This is a genomic window from Alishewanella maricola, from assembly GCF_016343785.1.
In the GTDB taxonomy this organism is placed as follows: Bacteria; Pseudomonadota; Gammaproteobacteria; order Enterobacterales; family Alteromonadaceae; genus Alishewanella; species Alishewanella maricola.
In genome coordinates this window covers 1-26,232 of the sequence record NZ_JAEINI020000007.1, presented here as the reverse complement: position 1 = coordinate 26,232, position 26,232 = coordinate 1, and the positions used below count along the sequence as shown (strand labels likewise).

Here is a 26,232-nt window from a genome sequence, read left to right as displayed (position 1 = left end):
ACAGGGTGCAACAAGGATATTTATGGATATGCTAAAGATTTAACCCGTTAACCCGCAAAAGCACTGCCATAATGATGCCTATAGCTTGGGCTTAACTTGGCTTCTGCGCCCTAACACCGTATAGTGGCGCGGTTAATTTCTTAGGTTCTTATTTATGCTGCAAAACAATCCGCTTTTGGCTCAATTAAAACAACAACTTAAAGAAACGTTACCTACAAAAGAAGGTATCGTTCGCGCAACAGCAAAAAGCTACGGCTTTTTAGAAATCAGCGACAAAGAAAGTGTTTTTATCGCGCCACCCCAAATGAAAAAGGTACTGCATGGTGATCGTATCCGCGCAGTGATCCGCACCGAAGGCGAAAAAAGCCAAGCTGAACCTGAAGCATTGTTAGAAAGTGCCATAAGCAGTTTTGTCGGCCAGATTAAACGTCAAAAAAACAAACTCAGTGTAGAGGCCGCCAACCCACTGTTACGAGACGCTTTTAAAGCGACAGTAGCTGAGGGCATCAATGCCGCTGAGTTACAAAATGGTGATTGGGTTATTGCTACACTAAGCCAGCATGCGCTTAGCGCTGAAAGTTTTATTGTGACAATTACCGAGTTAGTGGCAAAAGCCGATGATCCAGAAGCGCCTTGGTGGGTTGTGTTAGCACGACACGAATTACCGAAAAGAGCGCCAGATGCTCTTCAGCAATGGCCGTTACTAGACACTCAGCCTCGTACAGACTTTACTACGATACCGTTTTTGACAATTGATAACGCCTCAACTCAAGATATGGACGATGCGATCAGTGTTCGAGCCGAGGCTGATGGCTGGCAATTACAAGTTGCTGTTGCCGATCCAGACGCTTACATAGCCGCCGGCTCTGCCTTAGATCGACAAGCACAGCAACGGGCTTTTACCACCTATTTGCCTGGGCGTAATATCCCCATGTTACCGCGCGAACTCGCAGATGATTTATGCTCGCTACAACAAGGGGTGAAGCGCCCAGCCATTGTCGCCACGATGCACATTACAACAGACGGTGCTTTGCAAAGCCCGGCTGAGTTTACGTTGGCCTGGATTTGCTCGCAGGCGCGACTTAATTATCAGCAGGTTTCCGACTTTTTAGAACAACAAGGTGATTGGCAACCCGATAATAGCGACATGACCGAGCAATTACAGCAACTGCACTTATTAACTCAAGCCAGACAACAATGGCGTCAGCAACACGCCATTGTGTTTCAAGATAAACCGGATTACCGCTTTGAATTAGATGAGGCCGGTCAAGTGGTGCATATTCATGCCGAACATCGGCGCATCGCCAATCAAATGGTAGAAGAGGCGATGATTGCCGCTAACCAAGCCTGTGGTGATTTACTGGCCAATCGTTTGGGCTTTGGTTTATTTAACGTGCATCAAGGCTTTGACAGCAACAAACTCAGCGCACTGGCTGAATTACTGCAACAGCATGCCGCACCCGTTGCACACGAGGAACTGGCTGAGTTGAGCGGTTATTGCCAACTACGTCGCTGGTTAACGCAACAAGATACGCGCTATTTAGAAAGCCGTTTACGTCGTTTTCAAGCCTATGCTGGCATGAGTATTACGCCTGCACCGCATTTTGGTATGGGCTTAACGCAATATGCAACCTGGACTTCACCAATCCGTAAATATGGCGATCTGGTCAATCAACGTTTGTTAAAAGCCATTTTACAGCAACAGCCTGCGCCGGAGATCCCCGAACAGCTGACGCAACATCTGGCCGATCAACGTAAAGTACAGCGCAAAGCCGAACGGGATATCGCCGATTGGTTGTATCATCTGTATCTACAGCCGCAACTCGGTGCAGCTCAAGCATTTACCGCTGAGATATTTGATATTAACCGGGCGGGGATCCGTGTGCGTTTATTAGAAAACGGCGCGGCGGCCTTTATTCCTGCCAGCTTAATTGCTCAGGGTAGCGAAACGGTTAAATTAAATTGGGAAGAAGGCCGTTGCTATCTTGCCGAGCAAGCCTTGTACGAGTTAGGCCAGCAACTGCAGGTGCAGTTACATGAGCTGAATGAACCTGGTCATATTTTAGTCAAACCTTTGCAAAGCGCAGAGTAAAGCGCCCGTCAGCTGATTTGCTAACGGGCCCAAAGGCTCATTCAGATAAGTTATTACGCTCTTCTGCTTGAGCTTTTTGGGTTTCATCGCGGATCCATTCGCGCCAAATCGCCACCAACAATGCCATTAATACCGGGCCAATAAATAACCCCACTAAACCCATCGTTTTCACGCCACCAATTAAACCAAAAAATGTGGGTAAAAACGGCAGTTTAATTCGCCCTCCCACCAAGGTTGGCCGAATGGTTTTATCAACAATAAATAGCTCGATACTGCCCCATAAAAATAAGCCAATCCCTGCGGTGGTAGCACCGGTGCCAACGAGGTATAACGAAATCAAACTAAAGGCCAGCGGTGCGCCACCGGGCACCAGCGCCATAAAGCCCGTTAACACACCAAAAGCGACCGGCGAAGGCACCCCTGCCACCCAGTAAGCAACGCCCAGTACTACGCCCTCACCCACGGCAATAATTGACATCCCCAGCACGGTTGAAGTTACAGTAGCCGGTACCACCCGCGAGAAACGCTGCCAACGCTGTGGCAAAATACGCTCGCCCACGGTATCTAATTGCAGCGCTAATTTATCGCCGTCTTTATACAAAAAAAACAGCGTAATCAACATAAACAACAGTGACAGTAAAAACCCTGCGGTATGCCAGCCCATGGTTAAAATGGTACGGGAAATACCACCAAGATGTTCTCCCGTGACCACACTGATAAATTGCCCCAACTGATTAGGCGCACTAAGGTGCGCCTGCCATAACTCTGCTAACCACTCGCCAGCTAAGGGCAAAGCAGCTAACCATGCCGGTACCGGCTCACCAAATTGGTTGGCATGCACCAGCCATTGCAGCCAGGTTTTGGCTTCTTGCAGCGCAAAAGAAAACACCAATGTTAAAGGCACCACTAACCCTAACACTATCATCGTTAGCGCCAGTGTTGCCGCTAAGGTCACGTTTTCAGCGCAGCGCTGTACCAATTTTTGATAAAGCGGCCAACTGGCAAAGCAGATAATCAGTGCGGCTAAGACTGGCACCAAAAAACCAATAAAGAAAAACACCCCTGAGGCTAAAATCAACAACAGCAAAACGCGACTGATCGCTTCATTACTAAAAATTTGTGCCATGCTTACCACCTTTGACTGCCCGCAAGGGGCTGACGACACCTAGAAATGCAGCCTTGATCCTAGCCACAATAATGGCGCTACTTTACTGCTTTACGGGTGAAATAGCACTGACAAGCAGCCGCTTGCGACTAAAGTTTTGCGACTTGTCGCGCGACGGTGCAACTTCCCCCCTCTTCACGTCCCAAAATAAGGGGCAACAGCTGTCCATTTGACGAAAACACACCTAGCCTCTAAAGTTAAACAGCAACACTATTGCAAGAGCGAGAATGAATGAAAACTCTCTACAGAACCTTAATGATTATCGGCTTACTGCTCGCTGCTTTGATCTGCTATGGCTATGGTTTTTCGAGTGGCACAGTAATTTTTGTGGTGCTAGGCATGGTATTAGAATTGGGGTTTTGGTTGGGCTTGTTCAGCAACAAGCTGCTACCCAAGTCTTAGCCTGCTGCGCGCTCGTTAATCCCTTACCCTGCCGCTGTCAAAATAACAACTTGTTGCGGCTTTAATGACCAAAAGGCACCCACCTAAGCGGTGGATGCTTGTTCTTTACACTAAACAACTGGCATCGCTATCAGTAACCCAGTGTTATGTCAGCAGCGTTTAATGACCGCCACCTAAAGACTTAATAGCTTGGATCATCGACACCATGACCTTTTGCGCATCACCGTACACCATTTGCGTGTTATCGGCATAAAACAACGCGTTTTCAACACCAGAATACCCTTTACCCTGACCACGCTTCACCACATACACCTGCTTAGCCATGTCGACGTTCAAAATAGGCATACCGTAAATCGGTGAGCTTTTGTTACTGCGCGCGGCAGGATTGACCGTATCGTTAGCGCCGATCACAATGGCGACATCCGCATCTTTAAACTCATTATTAATGTCTTCCATATCATAAATAATGTCATAAGGCACACCGGCTTCTGCCAGTAACACGTTCATGTGTCCGGGCATACGGCCCGCTACCGGATGAATGGCAAATTTCACTTCCACATCGGCGTCTTGCAGTAACTTCACTAATTCATACAATTTATGTTGTGCTTGTGCCACCGCTAAACCATAGCCTGGGGCAATAATCACTTTAGAGGCATACCGCATATTGATACCGGCATCGCCGGCATCAATCGGTTTTTGGCTACCGGACATTTCGCCTTGTTCTTCATCGCCCGCTGCCCCGAAGTTTGAAAATAGCACATTAGCCACAGAGCGATTCATCGCTTTAGCCATTAATAAGGTTAATAAAGAGCCAGCAGAGCCAACCACCATACCGGCAATCATCAACGCTGGGTTATTCAGCACATAGCCCTCAAAGCCAACCGCTAAGCCAGTAAAGGCGTTGTAAAGTGAGATCACAACAGGCATGTCGGCACCGCCAATAGGCATGGTCATCATCACACCGTAAAGCAACGCCAAGGCAAAGAACACGGCGAAGACCGGCATGCTGACCGCCCCGCCTTGCCACACGATGTAAGTACCGATGGCCAACAACACCAGTAACAAGCTGCCATTAACCAGTTGTAAGGCGCTAAACCGCAAAGTACCATTGATCCGGCCATCCAGCTTGGCCCACGCAATCAATGAGCCAGATAAGGACACTGCACCTATCACCCCGCCAAGCACCGCTAGGCTCAGTGAAATGCTGCCGTGGGTTTTATAACCAATCAGCTCAATTGCTGCAATGGCCGCCGCGGCACCGCCGCCCATACCATTATAAAGCGCAACCATTTGTGGCATTTCGGTCATGGCCACTTTTTTACCACTGCGCCAGGCCCAGCCTAAACCGATGGCCAGCGCGAGGAATGCCAGGGTTAAGTTGGTACTTAAATGCGGTTTTGCGGCTTCGTTCACGTCTAACGTGTAGAGAAAGCTCGCCAACACCGCTAACACCATACCGGCACCGGCTACCACAATGCCTGAGCGTGCCGTTAACGGTGATGACATGCGCTTTAAACCATAGATAAACAAAAACGCCGCAACGAAATAACTGGCATCAATCAACAAAGCTGCATTCATGTGTTACTCCTTGGCTTTAGGGCTTTTACTTGAGGGTTTAAACATCTGCAGCATACGCTCTGTGACGACATAACCGCCCGCAGCATTGCCGGCCCCCAATAACACGCCTAAAAAACCAATGATCTGCTCAGGTAATGAACTTGCATTAAGTAATGCCCAGAGCGCCCCCACTACCACGATGCCATGAATAAAATTCGAGCCAGACATTAACGGCGTATGCAAAATAGCCGGTACTCGGCCGATAATTTCAAAGCCGGTAAAGGCAGCCAGCATAAAAATGTATAAGGCGACAAAGCCCGTTAAAATAGTGGTGCTGTATTCCATAAAAAACTCCCAAAGCCTGTATTTATTGTTCTAGTGCGGTTTTAATCGCAGCGGGTTTGATCTCGCCCGCGTGCGTCAGTACCGTTTTGGCTAACACTTCATCTTCCCAGTTCAGGGCGATTTCACCGTCAACAATAAACAGTTGCAGTAAATTCAGTACATTTTTGGCGTACAACTCAGAAGCATGCTCCGCCAACATCGAGGGGACATTTAAAGGGGCCGCGATAGTAATTTGACCTTGCAGTACGGTTTCACCCGGCACGCTGTATTCGCAATTACCGCCGCCTTCGGCTGCAAGGTCAATGATTACGGCGCCCAGTTTCATGCCATCAACTTGCGCTTTACTGATCAATTTGGGCGAAGGTCGCCCTGGAATGGCTGCAGTGGTGATCACAATATCGGCTTGTTGAATATGTTTGGTGACGACCGCAGCAATCTTGTCTTTTTCTGCTGCAGTTAATTCTCGGGCATAACCGCCTTCACCGCGAGCATCAACACCGGTATCCACAAATTTAGCCCCTAGAGATTCGGCCTGCTCTTTGGTTTCAGGCCTAACGTCATAACCTTCGGTTATCGCACCTAAGCGTCTAGCGGTGGCCAACGCTTGCAAACCGGCAACCCCAAGCCCCATTACTAAACAGCGTGCCGGGCGAATAGAGCCAACCGCAGTGGTCATCATCGGTAAAATACGGGAAAGTTTGGTTGCGCCCATTAAGGCGGCATAATAACCGGCGAGTGCAGCTTGTGAAGATAAGGCATCCATAGCTTGGGCGCGGCTAATGCGCGGTACTTGTTCCATGGCGAAACAGGTGATCTGTTTATCACGTAATAAGCGGGTTAATGCCGCTTCTTTATGGGGATAAATAAAACTAATTAAGATCGTGCCGGGTTGCAGCAAAGTAATGAGCTCAGCGCTGGGCGCTTGCACCGCTAACACAATAGCGGCATCCGCGAGTAATGCTTGTTCACTCTGGGCAAAAGTCACAGCACTAAAGGCCGTGTCTGGCAGCTTACTGGCTAAACCCGCCCCGCTTAGCATACTGATACTGCAACCCAGTTTCGCGAGCTTATCCGCCACTGCTGGCACCATCGCGACCCGTTTCTCATGCGGCCTGCGCTCAAACAACACGGCAACCTTTATCGGCATATCCTTTACTCCTAATGATAACTGTCTGAGGAGTATAGTCTTTACTTAGAAACTTACCGGTGTTTCAGCATTAAAAGTTTTTGAGGTTTAGGTTATCTTTTGTCATAACGCTGCAAAACTCAACAACCTCGTTGCCTAAAAACGCCAACAGGATACGACTGTATGTCGCGGTTGTTTTCTGAAATCCTTGCTATGTCACTTTGCACTTAGCATCGGGTTTTCAGTCATATTTAATCAAATAACAGCTTAACATCCATTTCGTTTATACCGAGATCGACTAACTAAATACGAAAAAGCCGGTGCAGTGATTAATGCAGCGTTAAGCACAGACTGTTATAAATGAAGTCCACAAGTTAAAAGGTAAATTCAAATGAAAACAGTTATGCTCGTGTTATTTACTTCCACCCTACTGTTGAGTCATTCGGCCATGGCCAAACCTGAGCATGAAAAAGGATTACCACCTGGCTTGGAGAAAAAGCTAGAAAAAGGAAAACCTTTGCCGCCTGGTTGGCAAAAAAAACTGTCAGTGGGTCAGTATCTTCAAGATGATTATTATCGTCGTAGTACAGTATTAAAAAGACCTAATGCTGATGGCATTATTACTATCCAAGTTGAAGGCACTATCATTGAATTATTTGAACACAGCAGAGAGATAGTACGAATTTTGGAAGGTAAACGTTAAAAGGCCTTAATATAAAAGGCGATATTTCGGATACAAAAAAACCGCTTAGATAAGCGGTTTTTATTGAATTTGGAGCGAGTTACGAGATTCGAACTCGTGACCTCGACCTTGGCAAGGTCGCGCTCTACCAGCTGAGCTAAACTCGCAAATTGAAGCTTTAATATTGCTGGTCAATATTAAATGGTGCCCGGGGCCGGACTTGAACCGGCACGAGGTTTCCCTCGAGGGATTTTAAATCCCTTGTGTCTACCGATTTCACCACCCGGGCAGACAACTTTTCAAAGGTATTAAAACAGCCTGTTATGGAGGCGGGTCCCGGAGTCGAACCGAGGTGGACGGATTTGCAATCCGCTGCATGGCCACTCTGCCAACCCGCCACTGTTGCTACCAACTCTAAAGAATTGGAGCGAGTTACGAGATTCGAACTCGTGACCTCGACCTTGGCAAGGTCGCGCTCTACCAGCTGAGCTAAACTCGCGTTGCTATGACCGCTTAATGGTCATCTGCCTTAACACGTGACGCATTCTACTGTTTTAATTAAATCCGTCAATATTAAATTTTTAGTTTTGTGTCTGTTTGCTTAAAAAGTAACTGACTTGCTGACAATAACAGCGACTTGCTTATACGGTCGACAAATCCGCCCAGGCCGCACGCAAATATTCATACATCGACCAAACCGTTAAGATGGTGGCGATATACAACAATAACATGCCTGCCGGCGTAAACCAGCTTAATAAACTCAAAGTCGGCTGCCAAATTAAAGCGATTAACGCTAACATTTGCGCAATAGTTTTGTATTTGCCTAAATTCGATACCGCAACATTCGCGCGTTTGCCTAGGCTTGCCATCCATTCACGTAACGCCGAAATAAAGATTTCACGACTAATAATAATAATAGTAGGAATGATCACCCAGAGGGTTTTAATGTCTACGGCAACTAATACCAAAGCGGTGGCCACCATCACCTTATCGGCGACCGGATCTAAAAAAGCACCGAACGGGGTAAATTGCTCCAGTTTTCTGGCTAAATAGCCGTCTAACGCATCGGTAATTGCCGCTAAGCAAAACACCAGAGCAGACCAAAAACGGGCATTTTCCAAACCAGAGTAGAAAAAATAGATAAATACTGGGATGAGCAGTAAACGAAACAGCGTTAACAGGTTGGGAATATTCCACATAACAGAGTTCTCAGGCACTTAATGCCTTAATGCTACTTGTTCTGACAGGCTTGGTAAATCTTTTCTGCTTGTTGTTTTGAAATTCCTGGTACTGAGCATAGCTCAGTGACCGACGCTTTTAATACACCTTGTAAGCCACCTAAGTATTGTAACAAGGCTTGCCGGCGTTTTTCACCAATACCTGAAATGTTTTCAAGCGGACTTTTTAATAAAGCTTTACCGCGTTTATTTCGATGACCGGTTATCGCAAAACGGTGCGCCTCATCACGGATCTGCTGGATCAAATGCAAGGCGGGGCTATCTTCCGGTAAGTTAATACTCCGCCCACTGTCCCACAAAATTAAGGTTTCTAAGCCCGCTTTACGACTGACGCCTTTAGCCACACCAATCAGTAAGGGCTTTTTCGCATGTGGCCAAGCGCTAAATTGTTCCAGTGCGATGTTCAGTTGCCCGATACCACCATCGATAAAAATAATATCAGGGATTTTACTGACTTCGCTTAGCTTGCTGTATCGCTTATCTAACGCAAAGCGCATCGCGGCATAATCGTCCCCCCCGGTGATACCGGTGACATTGTAACGGCGGTATTCTTGCTTGTAAGGGCCTTCACCATCAAACACCACGCAAGATGCGATGGTGGCCTGCCCCATGGTATGACTAATATCAAAACATTCCATACGGCCAATATCATCTGGTAATTGTAATAATTGTTGTAATGCTTGATAGCGTACCCGCATTTTTTGCGTTAATGACTGCCTGCTGTCTAAGGCAATTTGCGCATTTTTCTGCGCTAAACTCAAATACTGGGCTTTCTCGCCGCGTTTAGCGGCAGTTAACCGCACTTTGAACTCAGCAATATTACTTATCGCTTCGGCTAAACTATCCGCATTTTCAAGTGCCATCGGTAACACGATCTCTTTAGGGATCTGCTGTTCGCTGTGACCATTGAGATAAAATTGTAGAATAAAAGCAGATAATACCTCGGCCGCGCTCATATCCAACGGCACTTTCGGATAATAGGATTTGCTACCGAGAATTTTCCGATCACGAATAAACAGCACATGCACTACCGCGGTTTGACCATGCAAGCTAAAGCCGATGGCATCAAGCTCTTCATGATCACCGCTCACATATTGCTGTTCTTGCACTTTGCGCAAGGCACTAATTTGATCGCGAAATGCAGCGGCAGCTTCAAATTGCCAGCTCTCACTGGCTGCAGCCATTTTCTGCACTAAATCATCAATAACTTGTTGGTTTTTACCGGCTAAAAATAGCGCCGCTAAACGCACTTGCTCTGCGTAATCTTCATCGCTAATTTTACCCACGCAGGGCGCACTGCACAGCTTTAATTGATATTGCAAACAGGGCCGAGTGCGAGCACGGTAGAAACCATCTTCGCATTGACGGATCGGGAAAATTTTCTGCAAACTTTTTAAACTTTGCCACACCGCACCAGCATTCGGGTAAGGCCCAAAATACTGGCCCACCACTTTTCGCGGGCCGCGATGTGAACTAATCCGCGGATGACGATGAGAAGTTAATAAGATATACGGATAAGACTTATCATCACGCAGTAAAATATTGTATTTGGGTAAGTACTGTTTTATCAGGTTGTTTTCTAAAATCAGTGCTTCGGTTTCACTGTGCGTCAGAGTGAATTCGATACTCGCAATTTGCCCAACCAAGGCACGGGTTTTCACACTGTCGACCGTGGTTCGAAAATAGCTACTTAGCCTTTTCTTCAGAACTTTTGCTTTACCCACATAAATAACAATGCCGCCCTGGTTAAACATGCGATACACGCCAGGTTGTTGCGGCACTGTGGCCAAAAACGCTTTTGAATCAAACATAATAGGACTTGTTAATGCGCAATCTTAGCGATATCTATCATGCCGTGTCGAAACGCTAGATGAGTCAGTTCAACATCACCATTAATCGCCAGTTTTTCAAACATGCGATAACGATATGAATTCACCGTTTTTGCACTGACATTTAACTGATCAGCGATATCGGTCACCTTTTGACCACGGGTGATCATCATCATGATTTGTAATTCACGATCAGATAACCCTTCAAAAGGATTAGGTTGCAAATTATTGACCTTAGCCAAGGCCATTTTTTGCGCCACTTCATCAGAGATATGTCGCACACCGGAATACACTTTTTTAATCGCCATTACCATTTCTTTGGGTGGCGTATTTTTTGAGATAAAACCGGCGGCACCTAATTGCATCACTTTAGTCGGTACCGGCTCTTCACAAGAAATAGATAAGGCCAATACTTTAACATCTGGGCAATAATGCAGAATGCGCTTGGTCGCGGTCATGCCACCCATACCGGGCATATTCATGTCCATCAACACGACATCAGGTTCGTTTTGACGACAAAACTGTAAGGCTTCTTCGCCGGAGCTGGCCTCGCCTATCACCTTGATACCGCGCTCATCCATTAGTATGCGACTTATACCAGTCCGAACAAGCTCGTGATCATCAACTAACAGCACGTTAATCAACTTGGCTTCTCCGTTATGCGGGTTATCACCTGTAGCTGGCGGATTTGTCCACAGCTAGGCGCTATATTAATTTTCCAGTTAACCGCTTAAGGGCTAACTACGGTGTCATCGCTTTGCGTCAAATTAACAATGACCAGCAAAGCAGCTGCTTAGTGTGCCAGAAAGCGTTGCATCTGCAAACCATTAAATGTTTCTAAAATCGGTGCAAATTAACAAGCGAAATCAAAGGCTTTTAGCGCAAAAACTACTATATAGCGATTAAGTTTATTTAGCGAGTGTAGTTAAATGAAAAAATTATGAGGTATTTAGCTAGACAAGTATAGGAAGTTGCGTGGCGGAGGGGGAGAGATTCGAACTCTCGGTAGGCTATTAACCTACGCCGGTTTTCAAGACCGGTGCATTAAACCGCTCTGCCACCCCTCCGCGTTACAGGACGGCATATTAAAAACTTGGCTGCACTTTGTAAAGCGTTAATTTTACTTCGCTAAACTAACTGCCGACAATTTCAGCAAATGGCGGGCAAACGTTACAAACCTAACGCTATATTGTCGTCGCAGCTTATTCAGGTTTGCAACAGCGTGATGTTGAACCTAACGTTAAACTGCAACGTAAGAAAGCAAAAAGCCACCCTAGGGTGGCTTTTTAGAATAATGGCGGAGGGAGAGAGATTCGAACTCTCGGTAGGCTATTAACCTACGCCGGTTTTCAAGACCGGTGCATTAAACCGCTCTGCCATCCCTCCAGCGCTGCGTATACTAATCACTTTGCTCTGGAAAATAAAGCAAAAAATTTAAAATAATTCTAACTGCCGTTTTTTCGTGCAGCCAGCTCTAGTTATAACGGAACTTTAACAGTATTATGCACTCAGTAACTTTACAAAACTCGGTAATAGGAGACATTTATGTCATACAGAGAAACCAGTAATATCAACACACTCAGTCATGGTGTTGAAATCAACAAGGTATTGCGCAACACCTACTTTTTGCTAGGTTTAACCTTAGCCTTTAGCGCGGTAACCGCCGTTACCGCCATGGCCATGAACATTTCGCCGATGGCTTCTTTAGTCTGCATGATCGCAGGCTTTATTATGCTATTTGTTGTTAACAAAAAAGCAGACTCTGCTAGCGGCATTTTCTGGGTATTTGGTTTTGCAGGCGCCATGGGCGCGTCACTTGGCCCAATGTTGTCAATGTATGCTGGCTTAGCCAATGGCCCAGCGTTAATTATGCAAGCCTTAGCCGGTACTGCGCTGATCTTCTTTAGTTTATCGGCTTATGTTTTAACCACACGTAAAGACTTCTCTTTTATGGGCGGTTTCTTAATGATTGGTTTAATCGTGGTGTTGGTTGCTGCTTTAGCAAATATATTTTTAGCTATCCCAGCGTTAAGCCTAACCATCAGTGCCGTGGTTATTTTGATTATGTCAGGTTTAATCTTGTTTGATACCAGCCGTATCATCAACGGTGGTGAAACAAATTATATCCGTGCAACCGTTTCGTTATACCTAAACGTGTTCAACATCTTTGTGCACCTGTTAAGCTTATTAGGCATTATGGGTGGTGACGACTAAGCTTTTGCTGCTCAGTCGTAATTTAGTTAAAATACCCCGCTTAGCGGGGTATTTTTTTAGCCGCGCCCTACTGTGCTGTGCCCAGTGCACTAATGCCGTTATTAAGAGAAACTACCGTGGCTCATTTTAGTTTATTGTTGACTCAAAACCCCTTCGCTTGTCAAAGCTTTGATAGTGCTTTGCAATTTGCCAAAGCGGCTTTAGCCGCAGGCTACAGCATTGAGCAGGTGTTTTTATATGAAGATGCCGTATTCGCAGCCGCAGCGACGATCGACTTACCCACAGATGAACGTAATTTGGCAGCGGAATTAGCCAAATTTTGTCAGCAGCAACAGCTGCCTTTGTTATATTGCATTACCGCGGCAGAGAAACGCGGTGTGCAAGCAGCGAACGATAGCCTTTTTCAAGCGGCTGGCTTGGCCGAGTTTGCTATGCGTTTGGCCAACAGTAAATTGGTGCAATTCTGATGCAACATATCCTGATACTGCAAACGCAGTCGCCGTTTAATCAAGCCCGCGCTCGTGAAGCGCTCGATTTAACCTTGGCTTTAGCCGCCGTGGATTATCAGCTCAGTGTCATCTTTATGGCGGATGCCGTATTTCAATTAGTTAGCCCTGCGGAGTTAAAAGCACCGCCCATCAAGCCGGTGTATAAAAGTTTTGGTTTATTTGGCTTATACGACATTGAACAGTGCTTCGTCTGCCAGCAAGCATTAACACAACGCGGTCTGACCGCTTTGCCGCTGCCTCCCGGATTTCAAACTATTACGCCGACAGCCATAACCGCCCTGATGTGCGCGGCCGAACAGGTAATAAGGTGCTAAGCCATGATACTGTTTAATCTTATTAACCCCGCAGCAGATTTAACCGAATTAGCTCAACTCTGTTCCCCAGCTGATACCGTACTTTTGCGCCAAGATGCCGTTTACCTAGTGTTACAACCGTCATTACCTTTTACGTGCACGGTGCTGGCTTTATCGAGTGATCTAGCATGGCGCAATCTGGCCAAGCAAGCACATATTCAGCTGATCAACACACAAGAATGGGTGCAATTAACGGCAGCCGCGAATAAAAGCATCTTATGGCGATAACGCCAAGTTTTATTAAGGATCGAACCTCAGTATGAGCATGACATTTTTGACAGTAGGCGATCAGCAGCTCGAATTAGACAAACACGGTTATTTAGCGCAGATGTCTGATTGGCAGCCGTCGGTAGCAGAGCGTTTTGCAGAATTAGAGCAGATAACCTTAACCGAGGCGCACTGGGAGGTGATCCGCTTTGTGCGAGAGTTTTATCAGGAATTTAATACCTCACCCGCAGTGCGGATGTTAGTCAAAGCCATGGCAGCCAAATTTGGCCCTGAGAAAGGCAGTAGTAAATATTTATTTATGTTGTTTCCTGAAGGCCCTGCTAAACAAGCCACTCGGCTAGCCGGTTTACCCAAACCAGCCAAGTGCTTATAACAAGTCGGTTTAACGCAGGTGCGTTTTACCCCCCATATAAGGCTGTAACACGGCAGGAATAGCCACTGAGCCGTCGGCTTGTTGATAGTTTTCTAATATCGCTACCAAGGTGCGACCTACCGCTAAACCTGAGCCATTTAAAGTATGCAGCAACTCGGGCTTTTTACCTTCGGCTGAACGGAAACGTGCTTGCATGCGACGAGCTTGGAAATCGCCCATGTTTGAGCAAGACGAAATTTCACGATAAGTATTTTGCGCCGGTAACCACACTTCTAAATCATAGGTTTTACAGGCACCAAAACCCATATCGCCAGTACAAAGCAGCATGACCCGATACGGTAAGCCGAGCAGTTGTAAGATTTTCTCGGCATGGCCCGTCAGCTCTTCTAATGCGGCCATTGATAGTTCAGGATGCACCAACTGCACCAATTCTACTTTATCAAATTGGTGTTGGCGGATCAGGCCTCGCGTATCACGACCATATGAGCCGGCTTCACTACGAAAACAAGGGGTATGCGCCGTATATTTAATCGGTAACTCGTTTACATCGACAATGCTGTCACGCGCCAAGTTGGTCACCGGTACTTCTGCTGTAGGGATCAACGCCATACCTTGACCTTCCTCGGTCGCCGGTTGAGTATGAAATAAATCGGCACTGAATTTGGGTAACTGGCCGGTGCCATATAAACTGTCGTGATTCACTAAAAAAGGCACGTACAACTCGGTGTAGGCATGCTGTTCAGTATGCACATCTAACATAAATTGCGCTAAAGCACGATGCAGTTTGGCCATTTGCCCTTTCATCACCACAAAGCGCGAGCCTGAAAGTTTTACGGCACTTTCAAAATCTAAGCCTTCAGCATAGGCCTCACCTAAGGCCACATGATCTTTGACCGGAAAAGCAAATGTTGCCGGCTCACCTACACGTCGTACTTCAACATTGGCTTGCTCATCGGCGCCGATCGGTACGGATGCATCCGGTAAATTTGGCAAACTTAAGGCAATTTTGTCTAATTCGGCTAACACCGCATCCAAACGTAACTTGGCTGCATCTAATTGTGCGCCTAAACCATCCACTTCAGCTAACAGTGGCGTAATGTCTTCACCGCGGCCTTTAGCTTGACCAATGCCTTTTGATTTAGTGTTACGTAAGCTTTGCAGATCTTGCGTTTGCATCTGCAATTCGCGACGTTGTTCTTCCAAAGCAGTTAAGGTGGCAACATCTAGCGTTAAACCACGCGTTGCTAAACGTTCGGCAGTTTGCGCTAGCTCAGCGCGAAGAAATTTTGGATCTAACATAGTAATAACTTCTTGTGGCCAACCCGAGGGTGGCAATTAATCGAATAGGTCAGAATATTAACCAGCGTCGCGGCAAATTGAAATGCTTTTCCTTGATTTTCCTCAAGGCTGACGCTTGTTTTTACTGTTGGCGTCTAATTCACGTAAATAGCGTAGCTTTTCTGCCAATTGTTTTTCCATGCCACGATCAGAGGGGTGATAAAATTGTTGTCCCCAAAGCTCTGCAGGTAAATAGCGCTCGCCCGCCGCATAGGCACCAGGTTCGTTATGGGCATAGCGATACTCCGCTCCATGCCCCAATTGTTTTTGTAACTGAGTGGGCGCGTTACGCAGGTGTAGCGGCACGGGATAATCTCTTTGGCTAGCCACTACCTGCTTCATGTCATTGAAGGCTTGATAAACCGCATTACTTTTTGGCGCTAGCGCTAAATACACCGCGGCTTGTGCGATAGCCCGCTCTCCCTCGGCTGGCCCCACCCGCTGAAAGGTATCCCAAGCATCCTTAGCCAAGGTCAGCGCGCGAGGATCGGCATTACCAATATCTTCACTGGCAATGGCCAGCAAACGTCTGGCAACGTAAAGTGGATCGCCGCCACCGGCCAAAATACGGCAATACCAATACAAGGCGGCATCCGGATCGGAGCCGCGTACGGATTTATGAAAAGCAGAAATCAGGTCGTAAAATAATTCACCTTCACGATCAAAACCCGGTAATTGTTGCGGCACAATTTGCCGTACTTGCTCAACACTGATGGTGGCATTCTGCACCAGCTCAGCTAATTGCTCTAAAATGTTTAATAAACGCCGCGCATCGCCGGCACTTAATTGAATTAATAGCTGCTCAGCAGCAGGGCTTAAGCTGAGTTTAAGCGCAGCCAATCCCTCAGGGTGACTGTGCAAGGTACGTGTTAATACCGTCTTTAAATCTGCATCGGTTAACGGTTTTAACACGCACACCCGAGTGCGAGATAATACAGCGTTATTTAACGCAAAAGCGGGGTTTTCGGTGGTCGCACCGATGAAGATAATAGTGCCATCTTCGATAAAGGGTAAAAAAGCGTCTTGCTGGGCTTTGTTAAAACGATGTACTTCATCAACAAACAATAAGGTGCGCTGTTGATACTGCTGCTGGCGTAATTTCGCTTCGCTAATGGCGTCACGGATCTCTTTCACACCGGCAGTTACCGCAGAAAGTCGCTGCATGCTAGCCTTGGCATGACTGGCAATAATTTCAGCCAGGGTGGTTTTACCGGTGCCTGGCGGCCCCCACAAGATCAACGAAAAAACGCGTCCAGCAAGGATCGCTTGATAAAGCGGTGTACCCGGCGCAACGATATGCTGCTGCCCAACATAATGCTCTAATGTACGTGGCCGCATTCGCGCGGCCAACGGCATCAAGTTGTCATTAAAATCGAAAGGTAAGCTACTCATCAGGCAAGCAACTGTAGAAATTAACGCTGACGTTGATCATCAACATCTAAATTTTTGCTCACGGTAAAAGTAAACAGCTTATCGGCAATACTGCTATTAACCTTGATCTTACTAAACAAATAAACGCTTTGTTGTTGGTTGATATCAATAACTTGCATTTCAACTAACTGGTCATCTTTAAAGGTCAACATCAGTTGCTGCACCGGATTACCGACATCGAGAGGATGTATAAAAAAGCTCTGTTGCTGCTGCGTGACTTGATACTGCTGCCATAACGCTTTATCCGTTGAGGTGAGCAGTGCAAAAGGCGTTTGCCCCACTTCACTGTTGGCATCATAAATACTGACTTGTTCAAGCAACTCGTTGTAAAACCACAAAGTTTTACCATCACTGACTAACAATGATTGCTCTGGCGTTTCACTTTCAAAACGAAAACGCGCATGTTGTTTTAACGCCAACTTGCCCTGACCTTCTTGCAACAATTGCTGCTGAATATCATAAACTCGCTGTTGATAATCTGCGGAAAAACTCTTAATTTTCGCCAGTTGCTGCATCAAGGGCTGACTGGCATCTTCGCTCGCCATGCGCTGTTGCCGTAATGCCTGCATATGTGGCGCAAAATCAGGTCGTGCCACGACTTCTACCGTTTGCGCTGATAACGTAGAGGTTAACCCTGCTGCGTTTAAACTGGTTAAGAGCAAAACGACCACTGCACTTTTTTTCATTAATACCCTCTATTATTTGGCGCAGGTACCACGACTTCGCGATTACCATTGTGTCCCGGCGCACTGACAACGCCACTACTTTCCATTTGTTCTACTAAACGTGCAGCACGGTTATAACCGATCCGAAACTTGCGCTGTACGCCAGAGACTGAAGCTCGACGCGATTCGATAACAAAGGCAACCGCCTGATCATATAAAGGATCCGATTCGCCGTCTTCCGTTTCGAGTGTTTCACCAGGCAATAAGTTCTCTTCGGTCGTTTCGCCACTTAAAATCTCAGCGATATATTGAGGTTTGCCGCGTTTTTTCCAATCTGCGACAACCGCATGAACTTCATGATCATCAACAAAAGCACCATGCACCCGTGTTGGCACACCGGAACCAGGCGGTAAATACAACATATCACCCTGTCCTAATAAGCTTTCGGCCCCTTGCTGATCCAGAATGGTACGCGAGTCAATTTTTGACGACACCTGAAAGGCTATTCGCGTAGGAATATTGGCTTTAATTAAGCCGGTGATCACATCCACAGAAGGACGCTGCGTTGCCAGGATTAAATGGATCCCCGCGGCCCGGGCTTTTTGCGCAATACGTGCAATCAGCTCTTCCACTTTTTTACCGACGATCATCATCATGTCGGCGAATTCATCGATTACCACAACAATAGCCGGTAATTTCTCTAATAATGGCGCTTCAGTGCGCATATCATCAGAGGGTTTCCATAGCGGATCTTTCAGTGGCTCGCCTTCGGCAGCCGCTTCTTTAACTTTAAGGTTGTAGCCTTTTAAGTTACGCACACCTAAGGCTGACATTAATTTATAGCGACGTTCCATTTCACCCACGCACCAACGCAGGCCATTGGCGGCGTCTTTCATGTCGGTAACCACTTCGGTTAATAAATGCGGAATACCTTCGTAAATCGACAGTTCCAACATTTTGGGATCAATCATCAAGAAGCGCACATCATCAGGGGTTGATTTGTATAACAAACTACAAATCATCACGTTAACCCCTACTGATTTACCCGAACCGGTTGTACCGGCCACCAATAAATGCGGCATTTTGGCTAAGTCGGCCACCACTGATTTACCGGCGATATCTTTGCCTAACACCATGGTTAAAGCTGATTTGGACTCGGTGAAAATCTCATCGCCAATCACTTCAGATAAACGCACAATTTCCCGATGCTGGTTCGGTAACTCTAAACCGATAAAGCTTTTACCTGGGATAACTTCCACAACACGGACACTGATTGCGGATAATGAGCGTGCTAAATCTTTGGCTAAACCCGTAATTTTACTCACTTTAACCCCAGGGGCTAAGTCTAATTCAAAACGGGTGACGACTGGGCCAGGGTGAACACCGACCACTTGCGCTTCGACATTAAAATCTAATAGCTTGGCTTCAACTAAGCGCGACACACGCTCTAAATCGGCGGGGTCAATCGGATTAATCGCTTTATCGGGGCGATCCAATAAGGCTAAAGACGGTAACTCTTCCAGCGAGTGCGCGACTTCTTCACTGTCATCAACCGCGTCATCCTCGTCTGACGGGAACTGCATCAACGGATCCAGTTCTTCCTCTTGCTGCATATATTTGAAGGTGCTGGTAACATGTTCTGCATCAAAGGGATCATCCACCGCACTAAAAGACAGTTGATCATCCGCCAAGGTGTCAACACTGTAATAAGCTTTGCTTTCAGTTCGTTCATTCAATGGCCGGATAGGCAGCGGCTCTTTGCGTTTAATGGCTGGCACATCATCATCACTAAAAGAGAAATGCGGATCGACACTTTCTGGCGGCTCGCTAAAATCAATATCATCGTCAATCGGCTCAGGCATCCGAGTTATACGCGCGCGTTTGGCGATGGCTTTGGTAGGTGGTGCGAGCTCTTCTTCTCGTTCCAGTTCAGCTTTGCGCTCGGCATTAGCCGCTCGCCGCTCGGCCAAGAATTGAGGAAAATTCAGCACAAGATTAAACAGGGCAAAACATTGTGCGCCTAAATAATCCGCCACGGTTAGCCAAGAAATACCGGTTAATAAAGTCAAGCCGGTGGCAAAGGCGCACAGTAATAACAGGCTGGTGCCAATAAAATTAAAATACGGCAGCAAATTACCGCTGATCCGATCGCCTAACACGCCACCGGAAGAGAAATAATAAATATCATTGAAATTCATGCTGCTAATGGCTGTTGCCGCACACAGTGTCAACAACACACCAAATAAACGTAAGCCTAGAATTAAATAATCGAGTTGTAATAAGTCATGGTAGCGCTTAAACAACAGATAACCGGTTAATGCCACCACAAAAGGCAGCAAATAGGCTACCCAGCCAAAACTGACCAACAACACATCGGCTAACCAAGCGCCACTGCGCCCAGCATAATTATTAATTTGTTGATGATAGCCTGTTTGTGACCAGCTCGGATCGGCTGGGTCAAAAGACAACAGTGACAGCAACATAAAAAGTGCCAGGCCAGAAAAAACAATCAGCCCCACTTCTAATAATCGCTGTACTCCATTTAACGTGAAAAACACTTTGCTTTGCAAAAGAAAGGCCCCTAAATTCGTCATCACACTTGGCTACGCAACGCCGGTTTCATACCATGAATTGCCACTAGCGCTCAGTCACGACTGCCTGTCGCCACTGACGCGACTAGGTTACCAGAGCTGGGGTAAAAGTGCATCTATGTCCGGCATAGCGTAACGGCTTTTCGCTGAATGATAGCTGTATAAAGCCAATAACTTAGCTTAAACCATCGGCACAAAACTACTTTGTTTCACCTCTTCCATCACCACATAGGTACGGCTTTCGCGCACACTGGGTAAACGGAGTAAGGTTTCCCCTAATAACTCGCGGTATGCCGCCATATTAGCAACACGGGTTTTCAGTAAAAAATCGAAGCTTCCCGATACCAAATGACACTCTTGGATCTCTGATAACTTTTGCACCGCTTTACTGAACTCATCAAAGTCTTCCGGCGAGGTTTTGCTTAGCGTTATTTCAACAAAAACCAATAATGCGGCTCCCACTTTGTGTGGGTCAACTTGTGCGGTATAGCCCAAGATATAACCTTCAGATTCTAGCTTTCGCACTCGCTCTAAACAGGGCGTAGGACTAAGCCCTACCCTTCTGGCCAATTCCACATTGGCTAAACGACCATCGAGTTGTAATTCGACTAATATTTTTCGATCAATCCTATCTAACTTCTTGATACTCTTACTTAAAGAATACATAGCAGCATAAAATCCCGACTTGTAACCATAAACAGCATATTGCACTATTTAGCGAACTTAAAACAAGCAGTAATTCTGGTTTTTTGCCGCTATACTTCCTAAAAATATTACTCAACTGAACCAAGGTGAAACATATGATTATCGGTGTACCTAAAGAAATCAAAAACCATGAATACCGTGTCGGCATGACGCCAGCAAGCGTTCGCGAACTGATTGGCCATGGCCACAGCGTGTTGGTTGAACAGCAAGCCGGTATGGGTATCGGTTTTACCGATGAAGATTATCAAGCTGCCGGTGCTTCTGTATTAGCGACTGCGGCTGACGTGTTTGCACAAGCAGACATGATTGTAAAAGTTAAAGAGCCACAAGCTGTTGAACGTGCCATGTTACGTGATGGCCAAATTCTGTTCACTTACCTGCACTTAGCGCCGGATCCAGAACAAACTGCTGATTTAATCAATTCAAAAGCGGTTTGTATCGCTTATGAAACAGTCACCGATAATAAAGGCGGTTTACCGTTATTAGCGCCTATGTCAGAAGTGGCTGGCCGCATGTCAATTCAAGCCGGTGCTCGTGCTTTAGAAAAATCTTGTGCTGGTCGCGGTATGTTATTAGGCGGTGTACCTGGTGTAGCACCCGCTAAAGTCGTGGTTGTCGGTGGCGGTATGGTGGGTACTAACGCGGCGCAAATGGCCTTAGGTTTAGGTGCAGATGTTACCGTACTGGATCGTAATGTAGATGTGTTACGCCGCATTAACGCTCAGTTCAACGGCGCAGTTAAAGCCATTTACTCAACGGCTGATGCCTTAGAGCAAGAAGTCTTAGCCGCTGATTTAGTGATTGGTGGTGTATTAGTACCAGGCGCAGCCGCGCCTAAGCTGATTACCCGTGACCATATCAAACGCATGAAGCCAGGCTCAGCTATTGTTGATGTGGCGATTGACCAAGGCGGTTGTGTGGAAACCTCAAAACCCACTACCCATGCCGATCCAACTTATATTATTGATGAAGTTGTGCATTACTGTGTTGCGAACATGCCAGGTGCGGTGCCACGTACCTCTACTTTCGCCTTGAACAATGCCACCCTGCCTTTCATTATTCGTTTGGCGAACAAAGGCTACAAAAAAGCCTTACAAGATGACAAGCATCTGTTAGCGGGTCTAAACGTGTACCGTGGCTTAGTGACTAACGAAAGTGTTGCTGACGCGTTAAAACTGGCTTACGTAGCGCCAGAAACCGCTATTGGTGCCTAATTAGCGTTACCTTTAATCTGAGCAAACAGCCGGTATTTTTTACCGGCTTTTTTATTTCTGCTTGTTTTAACGATTTATTATCCGATAAAGCTATACATTCCGCTCAGACCTGTTATAGTGCTTTCCGGCCTGTAGTACAGACCTATGTAACAACTTGTTTTTGAAAACTTCGCTACACAGCTTCGCTTGTAAGTCATGTCCTGAAGATTCACGCACGTTTGGCCACATAAGTAACAGTCAGGCTAAAAGCGCATTTCGCGTTAAATAACTTTTTAAAATTTTTAGGAGTCTCTCATGGCTAAAGTAACTGGTGTAGTAAAGTGGTTCAACGCAGATAAAGGTTTCGGTTTCATCACTCAAGACAACGGCGGCGCTGACGCTTTCGTTCACTTCCGTGCTATCCAAACTGAAGGTTACAAAACCTTAAATGAAGGCCAACGTGTTGCCTTCGAAATCGAACAAGGCCAAAAAGGCCCACAAGCTGCTAACGTAACTGTACTGTAATAGTACTTTTATAAAGCGCTTCTCGATTTGAGATAGTATAAAAGGTCAGCTTGCTGGCCTTTTTTGTTTCTGCCATTCCTGTTTCTACTTTACTCTTTTGTTTGCTGTTGTTTCCTCTGATATTTTATATTGCCCTGTTCTTCATTCTCGCATTCTGCTGGTAAATCGCATTCACGTTTTCGCCGTTGGCGAGAGACTTTCTTTTGCATCGCCAAAGAACGTATCCAAAGAAATTGCGCCCCACTGCCGCTCGAAAGCCCAGCTGCTCATGCGTTGTCCAAGGCGAAAACATCACTCGTGTTATGCTTCGTCGCTGCACTCAAACACCCGTTTTTTAAAACCTTGGTCAACGATGATCAGTCGGCTCGCTCTAAGGGAAATAAAATGCCAGGGCGGTATTCGCTTAGCTGAATCGCTTGTTTGTGCCAATTGCAGACATTCCAACATTAAGGCTTTTAAGTCCGCTTTTAGGAGTTAGCAGAACGCCGCCTTAAGCGGTGAGTAATAGTTGGCTAAAATGTGAAGCGAAGCGGAACCGAGCCAACTGTTGCGAATCCGACTTTAAGGCCTTGTTATAACTCAAAATTGCCAGCTTGATCACCTTTACCACCTAAGTAATATGACGGCACATTATTTGAAATACCAAGCCGATAAATACCAACCCCTGACACAATATTGGTCTTATACTCAGCTTGTATATTATGTGCTTTCCACAACAATTCTATTGGGGTAAAAATTTCACCATTATCGGGAGTTAAAATGACTTTTGGCTTATGCCCACCATTTGCGCCTAATGGAATAATCGCAAGTTTACTTACTTTGATGTGTTCTTGAAATTTTAAAGTATCAGCACACAAGCCAAGCTTGTCTTGAAATTCTTCAAGAGTTTTATATTCAATTTGGTTCCAGTGCCAATCTGATAGATTAGCTGTTCTGTGGGGCAAATCAGGTTGGAATTTTAGTAACTCTTTTTGATTTAATGGTTCATTTCGAACAAATGAGTAACTGTCTAGACAGAATTCTAGGCCTAACCTGTAAAATGTAGCAGTTCTTGATTTTTCCAAACCCCAAGTTTGGCTGTGCTCCCACCATGCGTCATAAAATACTTCATGCTCGTCAATGCCAATGACTTTGATTATTGAGTCATCATCATTTTCTTTTAAAACATCACCAAGATTTATACGCATGACTATCCATTGAGTTATAACGTTCGCCTAAGCGGCGAGCAACTTGTTGCGAGTCCAGCGGACGAAGGCCGCGATGCTTTAGGCGTTTGTTATGATTCAATTTCTTTGGACCCTATCAAATAAACACCGGGTTGCCCAAAGAGTTTTCCGCCATTTTTTAAATCTGAGTACGCACCTTCTAAAATTGGGCGTTTAAATAATTTGGCTTTAGAAAATGTACTTCTAATTTGGCGATGAAGTTTTCCAGAAAGACATTTCAATTCCGACCAATTAACTTCGTTAATTTCTGAATCTGAGCAATTCGCTCTTTGTAACGCGCCTTTCTCATTCCAATGCGTAAAGCAACTTAGGTTCAAGGCATTATCGGCTAGATCATGTGGCCGACCTTGGAGAAGTTGAAAAGTGCCAACACCTTCCAATGATTCCCGAAACCTACCAACAGTTGGATTCAGATCGAATCTTTTGACATAAGGTGCAGAAGTCACTGATTCCCACCAACCCCGCACAAAAATCCCACCATGATTGTCTTCAATATGCGAAGACTCAAGAATATCCTTACCGGATTTAAATTCTCTAATTCCATGATCTATACGAGAGTATGCTTCAAATAATCTCATTGGAGATAGCTCAAACATATAATCGATGACAGTGATAACATCTGAACTACTGGCATAAAAGTCTAATTGTGCCACTTGTTCCTCATTGAATCATAACGCACGCCTAAACGGCGAGCAACTTGTTGCGAGTCCAGCGGCTGGAGGCCGCGTTGTTTAAGGCGTTTGTTATAGCGCGACTGAGCCGATTAAACCAGTTATGGCTAACAGTCCAGCACCAATAATCAGCTTGTCTGAAACTTGATGCCTCTTACTGGCACCAACTTTTTGAAAAGCTTCAGACATAGGTAAGAATAATTTTTCCGGGGCAAGGCCGATTGAAATACAACCTAGTGCGCCAGCAATACCCTTCAGAAGCTCAAAAAAGCTGAATTTATCAGACTCTAAAATTTCTATTGCCGTATTAACAAAAACTGCCGAGCCTAAAACCAGAAAGATAAATGACGCAATTTTGTACTTTCGTTTATTCCCTAACATCTGAGCTCCATTTAGCGCTATAACGCGTCAAGAAGAGGCGCGCGTATTTTGTGCGTCATTCTTGCTTGGCTTGTTAGAGGAACGACTCACACTAAACATGATATAACCAACTATTCCAAATACTAATGGGTGTCCAGTCATGGCGCGTACTTGGTGAGGTTGCCGTTCATTGTATTCAGACTCTGTAATCTCATAATTCTCTTTGGTCGGTTCCATCATGGCAAAATACTTACCATTTTCGATTTTAGTAATTCCTCCCATTGAAGCACTATAGAAAAAATTAAAGAAGAAGTACGCCAATACGACTAGACCAAACAAAAAGGGCTTAATACTCAAATTTCCTAGAACTTTCTCTCCTAAATTCTCACCGGTGCGATCAGCATAACTTTTTACAGAAATTATCCCGACGAACAATACAACTACAGATGCAGCAGACAAACCAATAGTTAAGTAAGTCGGCGGCAAAATACCAAACCAAGTTACTACGTGTATTACGCCTAGCCCCAGAATTGGGATTATCATCAGATGTTTCATAGTTCTTCTAACGCTCGCCTAAACGGCGAGCAACTTGTTGCGAGTCCAGCGGCCAGAGGCCGCGTTGTTTTAGGCGTTTGTTACATTTTATTTAATTAGCGTAGAAACCAAACTTAAAAAGTATGCTGCTAATAATGCAAAAAATATGAACATCAGATCAATACCATGGTATGAGAACACTGACAAATGTCCAAAACCGTAAATAAAACCGAATAATCCCACCATGTAGTTATTTGCTTTTAGTGGTGTTCCTTTCATTATTGACTGAATAAACAAGTTAGAAATATGACCAACTACAGCCAGTAGCCCCCATAAAATCAATATGAAAAAAAATAATTTGAACGTCCCGAAGCAACCAAATTTAGGATCACATTGGCTAAAAACTAACGTTTGTAACAAATACCACGTAAGAAAAGGAGCAACCGTACAAGTAAAAACATACATCCCACTTTTAAGGTAATTCATTTCGCTCGGTCCCAACCAAAAATGTAACGCTCAAATTTAGCGCGGAAAGCCGCGCAGCGGGTTGACGTCGCAGCCAGCGCTTTTTGCTGGCGATAATATTTGCTTGTTATGTTGCATTTAAAATGGACTCGTATTTGACCAGATGCTTGTTACCCATTAGTTTTGAAGCGCTAATCAAGCGCACCCAAAACTCCTTTGATGGGCTTGGGTTATCTTCGATTACCCCATCTAGCTCTTCCATTGCCAAAAGCAGCTCATTTGCATTGATATAGTCCAAGAAATCCCCTTTTCTATATCCATTATCAGATTCTATAGTATTGCTTGGTAGTAATTCGAAAGCTGCCATCAATTCAGCTTCGATAAGACGCCATCTTTCAGCTAGCTCCATGATTCA

General features: G+C 45.6%; 27 protein-coding genes and 6 tRNA genes. 10 read left to right on the top strand and 23 right to left on the bottom strand.

Translation table 11 applies throughout. The features are described from left to right. Positions 1 to 154 precede the first annotated feature (154 nt). Positions 155 to 2,092, top strand: coding sequence for an exoribonuclease II (locus JAO78_RS11360; protein WP_226751474.1), 1,938 nt, complete (start codon positions 155 to 157; stop codon positions 2,090 to 2,092). Between the two features lie 37 nt (positions 2,093 to 2,129). Here the strand turns inward: JAO78_RS11360 and JAO78_RS11355 are convergent, their stop codons facing one another. Further along, positions 2,130 to 3,218 (bottom strand): AI-2E family transporter, encoded by a 1,089-nt coding sequence (locus JAO78_RS11355; RefSeq protein ID WP_226751473.1) that lies wholly within the window; start codon positions 3,216 to 3,218, stop codon positions 2,130 to 2,132. 270 nt (positions 3,219 to 3,488) lie between these two features. Between JAO78_RS11355 and JAO78_RS11350 the strand changes: the two genes are divergently transcribed. Further along, positions 3,489 to 3,659, top strand: a complete 171-nt coding sequence (locus JAO78_RS11350; RefSeq protein WP_226751472.1) for a hypothetical protein — start codon at positions 3,489 to 3,491, stop codon at positions 3,657 to 3,659. Positions 3,660 to 3,818: 159 nt separating this feature from the next. Here JAO78_RS11350 and JAO78_RS11345 read toward each other — a convergent pair whose 3' ends face one another. From JAO78_RS11345 to JAO78_RS11335, 3 genes are read right to left on the bottom strand one after another with little or no spacing between them, the layout of a single operon-like run. Continuing rightward, a complete protein-coding gene (locus JAO78_RS11345) occupies positions 3,819 to 5,237 on the bottom strand; it encodes an NAD(P)(+) transhydrogenase (Re/Si-specific) subunit beta (RefSeq protein WP_226751471.1) in 1,419 nt (472 codons plus the stop codon). A gap of 3 nt (positions 5,238 to 5,240) precedes the next feature. After that, on the bottom strand, positions 5,241 to 5,561 hold the full coding sequence (locus JAO78_RS11340; RefSeq protein ID WP_226751470.1) for an NAD(P) transhydrogenase subunit alpha part 2: 321 nt from the start codon (positions 5,559 to 5,561) through the stop codon (positions 5,241 to 5,243). A gap of 22 nt (positions 5,562 to 5,583) precedes the next feature. After that, positions 5,584 to 6,708, bottom strand: a complete 1,125-nt coding sequence (locus JAO78_RS11335) for an NAD(P) transhydrogenase subunit alpha (RefSeq protein WP_226751469.1) — start codon at positions 6,706 to 6,708, stop codon at positions 5,584 to 5,586. 370 nt (positions 6,709 to 7,078) lie between these two features. On the opposite strand from JAO78_RS11335, the gene JAO78_RS11330 reads away from it, so the two are divergent. Next, complete coding sequence (locus tag JAO78_RS11330) at positions 7,079 to 7,390, top strand: hypothetical protein (protein WP_226751468.1); 312 nt, start codon at positions 7,079 to 7,081, stop codon at positions 7,388 to 7,390. A 70-nt stretch (positions 7,391 to 7,460) separates the two neighbouring features. Here JAO78_RS11330 and JAO78_RS11325 read toward each other — a convergent pair. From JAO78_RS11325 to JAO78_RS11285, 9 genes are all read right to left on the bottom strand, one after another. After that, positions 7,461 to 7,536: transfer RNA gene (locus tag JAO78_RS11325), tRNA-Gly, on the bottom strand. 35 nt (positions 7,537 to 7,571) lie between these two features. Then, a tRNA-Leu gene (locus JAO78_RS11320) sits at positions 7,572 to 7,658 on the bottom strand. 35 nt (positions 7,659 to 7,693) lie between these two features. Next, positions 7,694 to 7,767: transfer RNA gene (locus tag JAO78_RS11315), tRNA-Cys, on the bottom strand. Between the two features lie 25 nt (positions 7,768 to 7,792). After that, positions 7,793 to 7,868 (bottom strand) — tRNA-Gly (locus JAO78_RS11310). Between the two features lie 142 nt (positions 7,869 to 8,010). Further along, positions 8,011 to 8,568, bottom strand: coding sequence for a CDP-diacylglycerol--glycerol-3-phosphate 3-phosphatidyltransferase (pgsA, locus tag JAO78_RS11305; RefSeq protein WP_226751467.1), 558 nt, complete (start codon positions 8,566 to 8,568; stop codon positions 8,011 to 8,013). Between the two features lie 32 nt (positions 8,569 to 8,600). After that, a complete protein-coding gene (uvrC, locus tag JAO78_RS11300; RefSeq protein ID WP_226751466.1) occupies positions 8,601 to 10,418 on the bottom strand; it encodes an excinuclease ABC subunit UvrC in 1,818 nt (605 codons plus the stop codon). An 11-nt stretch (positions 10,419 to 10,429) separates the two neighbouring features. Then, the gene (uvrY, locus tag JAO78_RS11295) at positions 10,430 to 11,080 is read right to left on the bottom strand and encodes a UvrY/SirA/GacA family response regulator transcription factor (protein WP_226751465.1); all 651 of its coding nucleotides are present in this window, start codon (positions 11,078 to 11,080) and stop codon (positions 10,430 to 10,432) included. Between the two features lie 332 nt (positions 11,081 to 11,412). Next, positions 11,413 to 11,503: transfer RNA gene (locus tag JAO78_RS11290), tRNA-Ser, on the bottom strand. A gap of 228 nt (positions 11,504 to 11,731) precedes the next feature. Continuing rightward, positions 11,732 to 11,822 (bottom strand) — tRNA-Ser (locus JAO78_RS11285). A gap of 159 nt (positions 11,823 to 11,981) precedes the next feature. On the opposite strand from JAO78_RS11285, the gene JAO78_RS11280 reads away from it, so the two are divergent. The 5 genes from JAO78_RS11280 to JAO78_RS11260 all read left to right on the top strand — a co-directional run bounded on the left by JAO78_RS11280 (position 11,982) and on the right by JAO78_RS11260 (position 14,113). Then, positions 11,982 to 12,650: a Bax inhibitor-1/YccA family protein gene (locus JAO78_RS11280; RefSeq protein WP_226751464.1), complete on the top strand. Its 669-nt coding sequence runs from the start codon at positions 11,982 to 11,984 to the stop codon at positions 12,648 to 12,650. 116 nt (positions 12,651 to 12,766) lie between these two features. After that, a complete protein-coding gene (locus tag JAO78_RS11275; RefSeq protein ID WP_226751463.1) occupies positions 12,767 to 13,117 on the top strand; it encodes a DsrE/DsrF/TusD sulfur relay family protein in 351 nt (116 codons plus the stop codon). Further along, positions 13,117 to 13,473: a sulfurtransferase complex subunit TusC gene (gene tusC / locus JAO78_RS11270; protein WP_226751462.1), complete on the top strand. Its 357-nt coding sequence runs from the start codon at positions 13,117 to 13,119 to the stop codon at positions 13,471 to 13,473. The genes JAO78_RS11275 and tusC overlap by 1 nt, the downstream gene beginning before the upstream one ends. Positions 13,474 to 13,476: 3 nt before the next feature. Continuing rightward, on the top strand, positions 13,477 to 13,740 hold the full coding sequence (locus JAO78_RS11265; RefSeq protein ID WP_226751461.1) for a DsrH/TusB family sulfur metabolism protein: 264 nt from the start codon (positions 13,477 to 13,479) through the stop codon (positions 13,738 to 13,740). Positions 13,741 to 13,771: 31 nt separating this feature from the next. Further along, the gene (locus JAO78_RS11260) at positions 13,772 to 14,113 is read left to right on the top strand and encodes a TusE/DsrC/DsvC family sulfur relay protein (protein WP_226751460.1); all 342 of its coding nucleotides are present in this window, start codon (positions 13,772 to 13,774) and stop codon (positions 14,111 to 14,113) included. A 9-nt stretch (positions 14,114 to 14,122) separates the two neighbouring features. Here the strand turns inward: JAO78_RS11260 and serS are convergent, their stop codons facing one another. The 5 genes from serS to lrp all read right to left on the bottom strand — a co-directional run bounded on the left by serS (position 14,123) and on the right by lrp (position 20,804). Further along, on the bottom strand, positions 14,123 to 15,412 hold the full coding sequence (gene serS, locus JAO78_RS11255; protein ID WP_226751459.1) for a serine--tRNA ligase: 1,290 nt from the start codon (positions 15,410 to 15,412) through the stop codon (positions 14,123 to 14,125). 102 nt (positions 15,413 to 15,514) lie between these two features. Continuing rightward, entirely contained in the window at positions 15,515 to 16,843 is a 1,329-nt protein-coding gene (locus JAO78_RS11250) for a replication-associated recombination protein A (protein WP_226751458.1), read from the bottom strand. Positions 16,844 to 16,863: 20 nt separating this feature from the next. Then, positions 16,864 to 17,568 (bottom strand): outer membrane lipoprotein periplasmic chaperone LolA, encoded by a 705-nt coding sequence (gene lolA / locus JAO78_RS11245; RefSeq protein WP_226751457.1) that lies wholly within the window; start codon positions 17,566 to 17,568, stop codon positions 16,864 to 16,866. After that, positions 17,568 to 20,141, bottom strand: coding sequence for a DNA translocase FtsK (locus tag JAO78_RS11240; RefSeq protein ID WP_226751456.1), 2,574 nt, complete (start codon positions 20,139 to 20,141; stop codon positions 17,568 to 17,570). Before JAO78_RS11240 ends, lolA begins: the two co-directional genes overlap by 1 nt. Positions 20,142 to 20,318: 177 nt before the next feature. Then, positions 20,319 to 20,804 (bottom strand): leucine-responsive transcriptional regulator Lrp, encoded by a 486-nt coding sequence (gene lrp / locus JAO78_RS11235; RefSeq protein WP_226751455.1) that lies wholly within the window; start codon positions 20,802 to 20,804, stop codon positions 20,319 to 20,321. Positions 20,805 to 20,938: 134 nt separating this feature from the next. Between lrp and ald the strand changes: the two genes are divergently transcribed. Together ald and cspE are read left to right on the top strand one after the other, a co-directional pair. Further along, positions 20,939 to 22,057 carry an alanine dehydrogenase gene (gene ald, locus JAO78_RS11230; RefSeq protein WP_226751454.1) on the top strand — a complete coding sequence of 373 codons (1,119 nt, stop codon included), beginning with the start codon at positions 20,939 to 20,941 and terminating at the stop codon, positions 22,055 to 22,057. A gap of 294 nt (positions 22,058 to 22,351) precedes the next feature. After that, complete coding sequence (gene cspE / locus JAO78_RS11225; RefSeq protein WP_027670166.1) at positions 22,352 to 22,561, top strand: transcription antiterminator/RNA stability regulator CspE; 210 nt, start codon at positions 22,352 to 22,354, stop codon at positions 22,559 to 22,561. A 572-nt stretch (positions 22,562 to 23,133) separates the two neighbouring features. Here cspE and JAO78_RS11220 read toward each other — a convergent pair. The 5 genes from JAO78_RS11220 to JAO78_RS11200 all read right to left on the bottom strand — a co-directional run bounded on the left by JAO78_RS11220 (position 23,134) and on the right by JAO78_RS11200 (position 26,184). Then, a complete protein-coding gene (locus tag JAO78_RS11220; RefSeq protein WP_226751453.1) occupies positions 23,134 to 23,748 on the bottom strand; it encodes a hypothetical protein in 615 nt (204 codons plus the stop codon). Positions 23,749 to 23,837: 89 nt separating this feature from the next. Beyond that, positions 23,838 to 24,440, bottom strand: a complete 603-nt coding sequence (locus tag JAO78_RS11215; protein WP_226751452.1) for a hypothetical protein — start codon at positions 24,438 to 24,440, stop codon at positions 23,838 to 23,840. 90 nt (positions 24,441 to 24,530) lie between these two features. Beyond that, a complete protein-coding gene (locus tag JAO78_RS11210; protein WP_226751451.1) occupies positions 24,531 to 24,839 on the bottom strand; it encodes a hypothetical protein in 309 nt (102 codons plus the stop codon). 27 nt (positions 24,840 to 24,866) lie between these two features. Continuing rightward, positions 24,867 to 25,373 carry a hypothetical protein gene (locus JAO78_RS11205; protein WP_226751450.1) on the bottom strand — a complete coding sequence of 169 codons (507 nt, stop codon included), beginning with the start codon at positions 25,371 to 25,373 and terminating at the stop codon, positions 24,867 to 24,869. Between the two features lie 571 nt (positions 25,374 to 25,944). Continuing rightward, positions 25,945 to 26,184 (bottom strand): hypothetical protein, encoded by a 240-nt coding sequence (locus tag JAO78_RS11200; RefSeq protein ID WP_226751449.1) that lies wholly within the window; start codon positions 26,182 to 26,184, stop codon positions 25,945 to 25,947. Between the last annotated feature and the right edge of the window lie 48 nt (positions 26,185 to 26,232).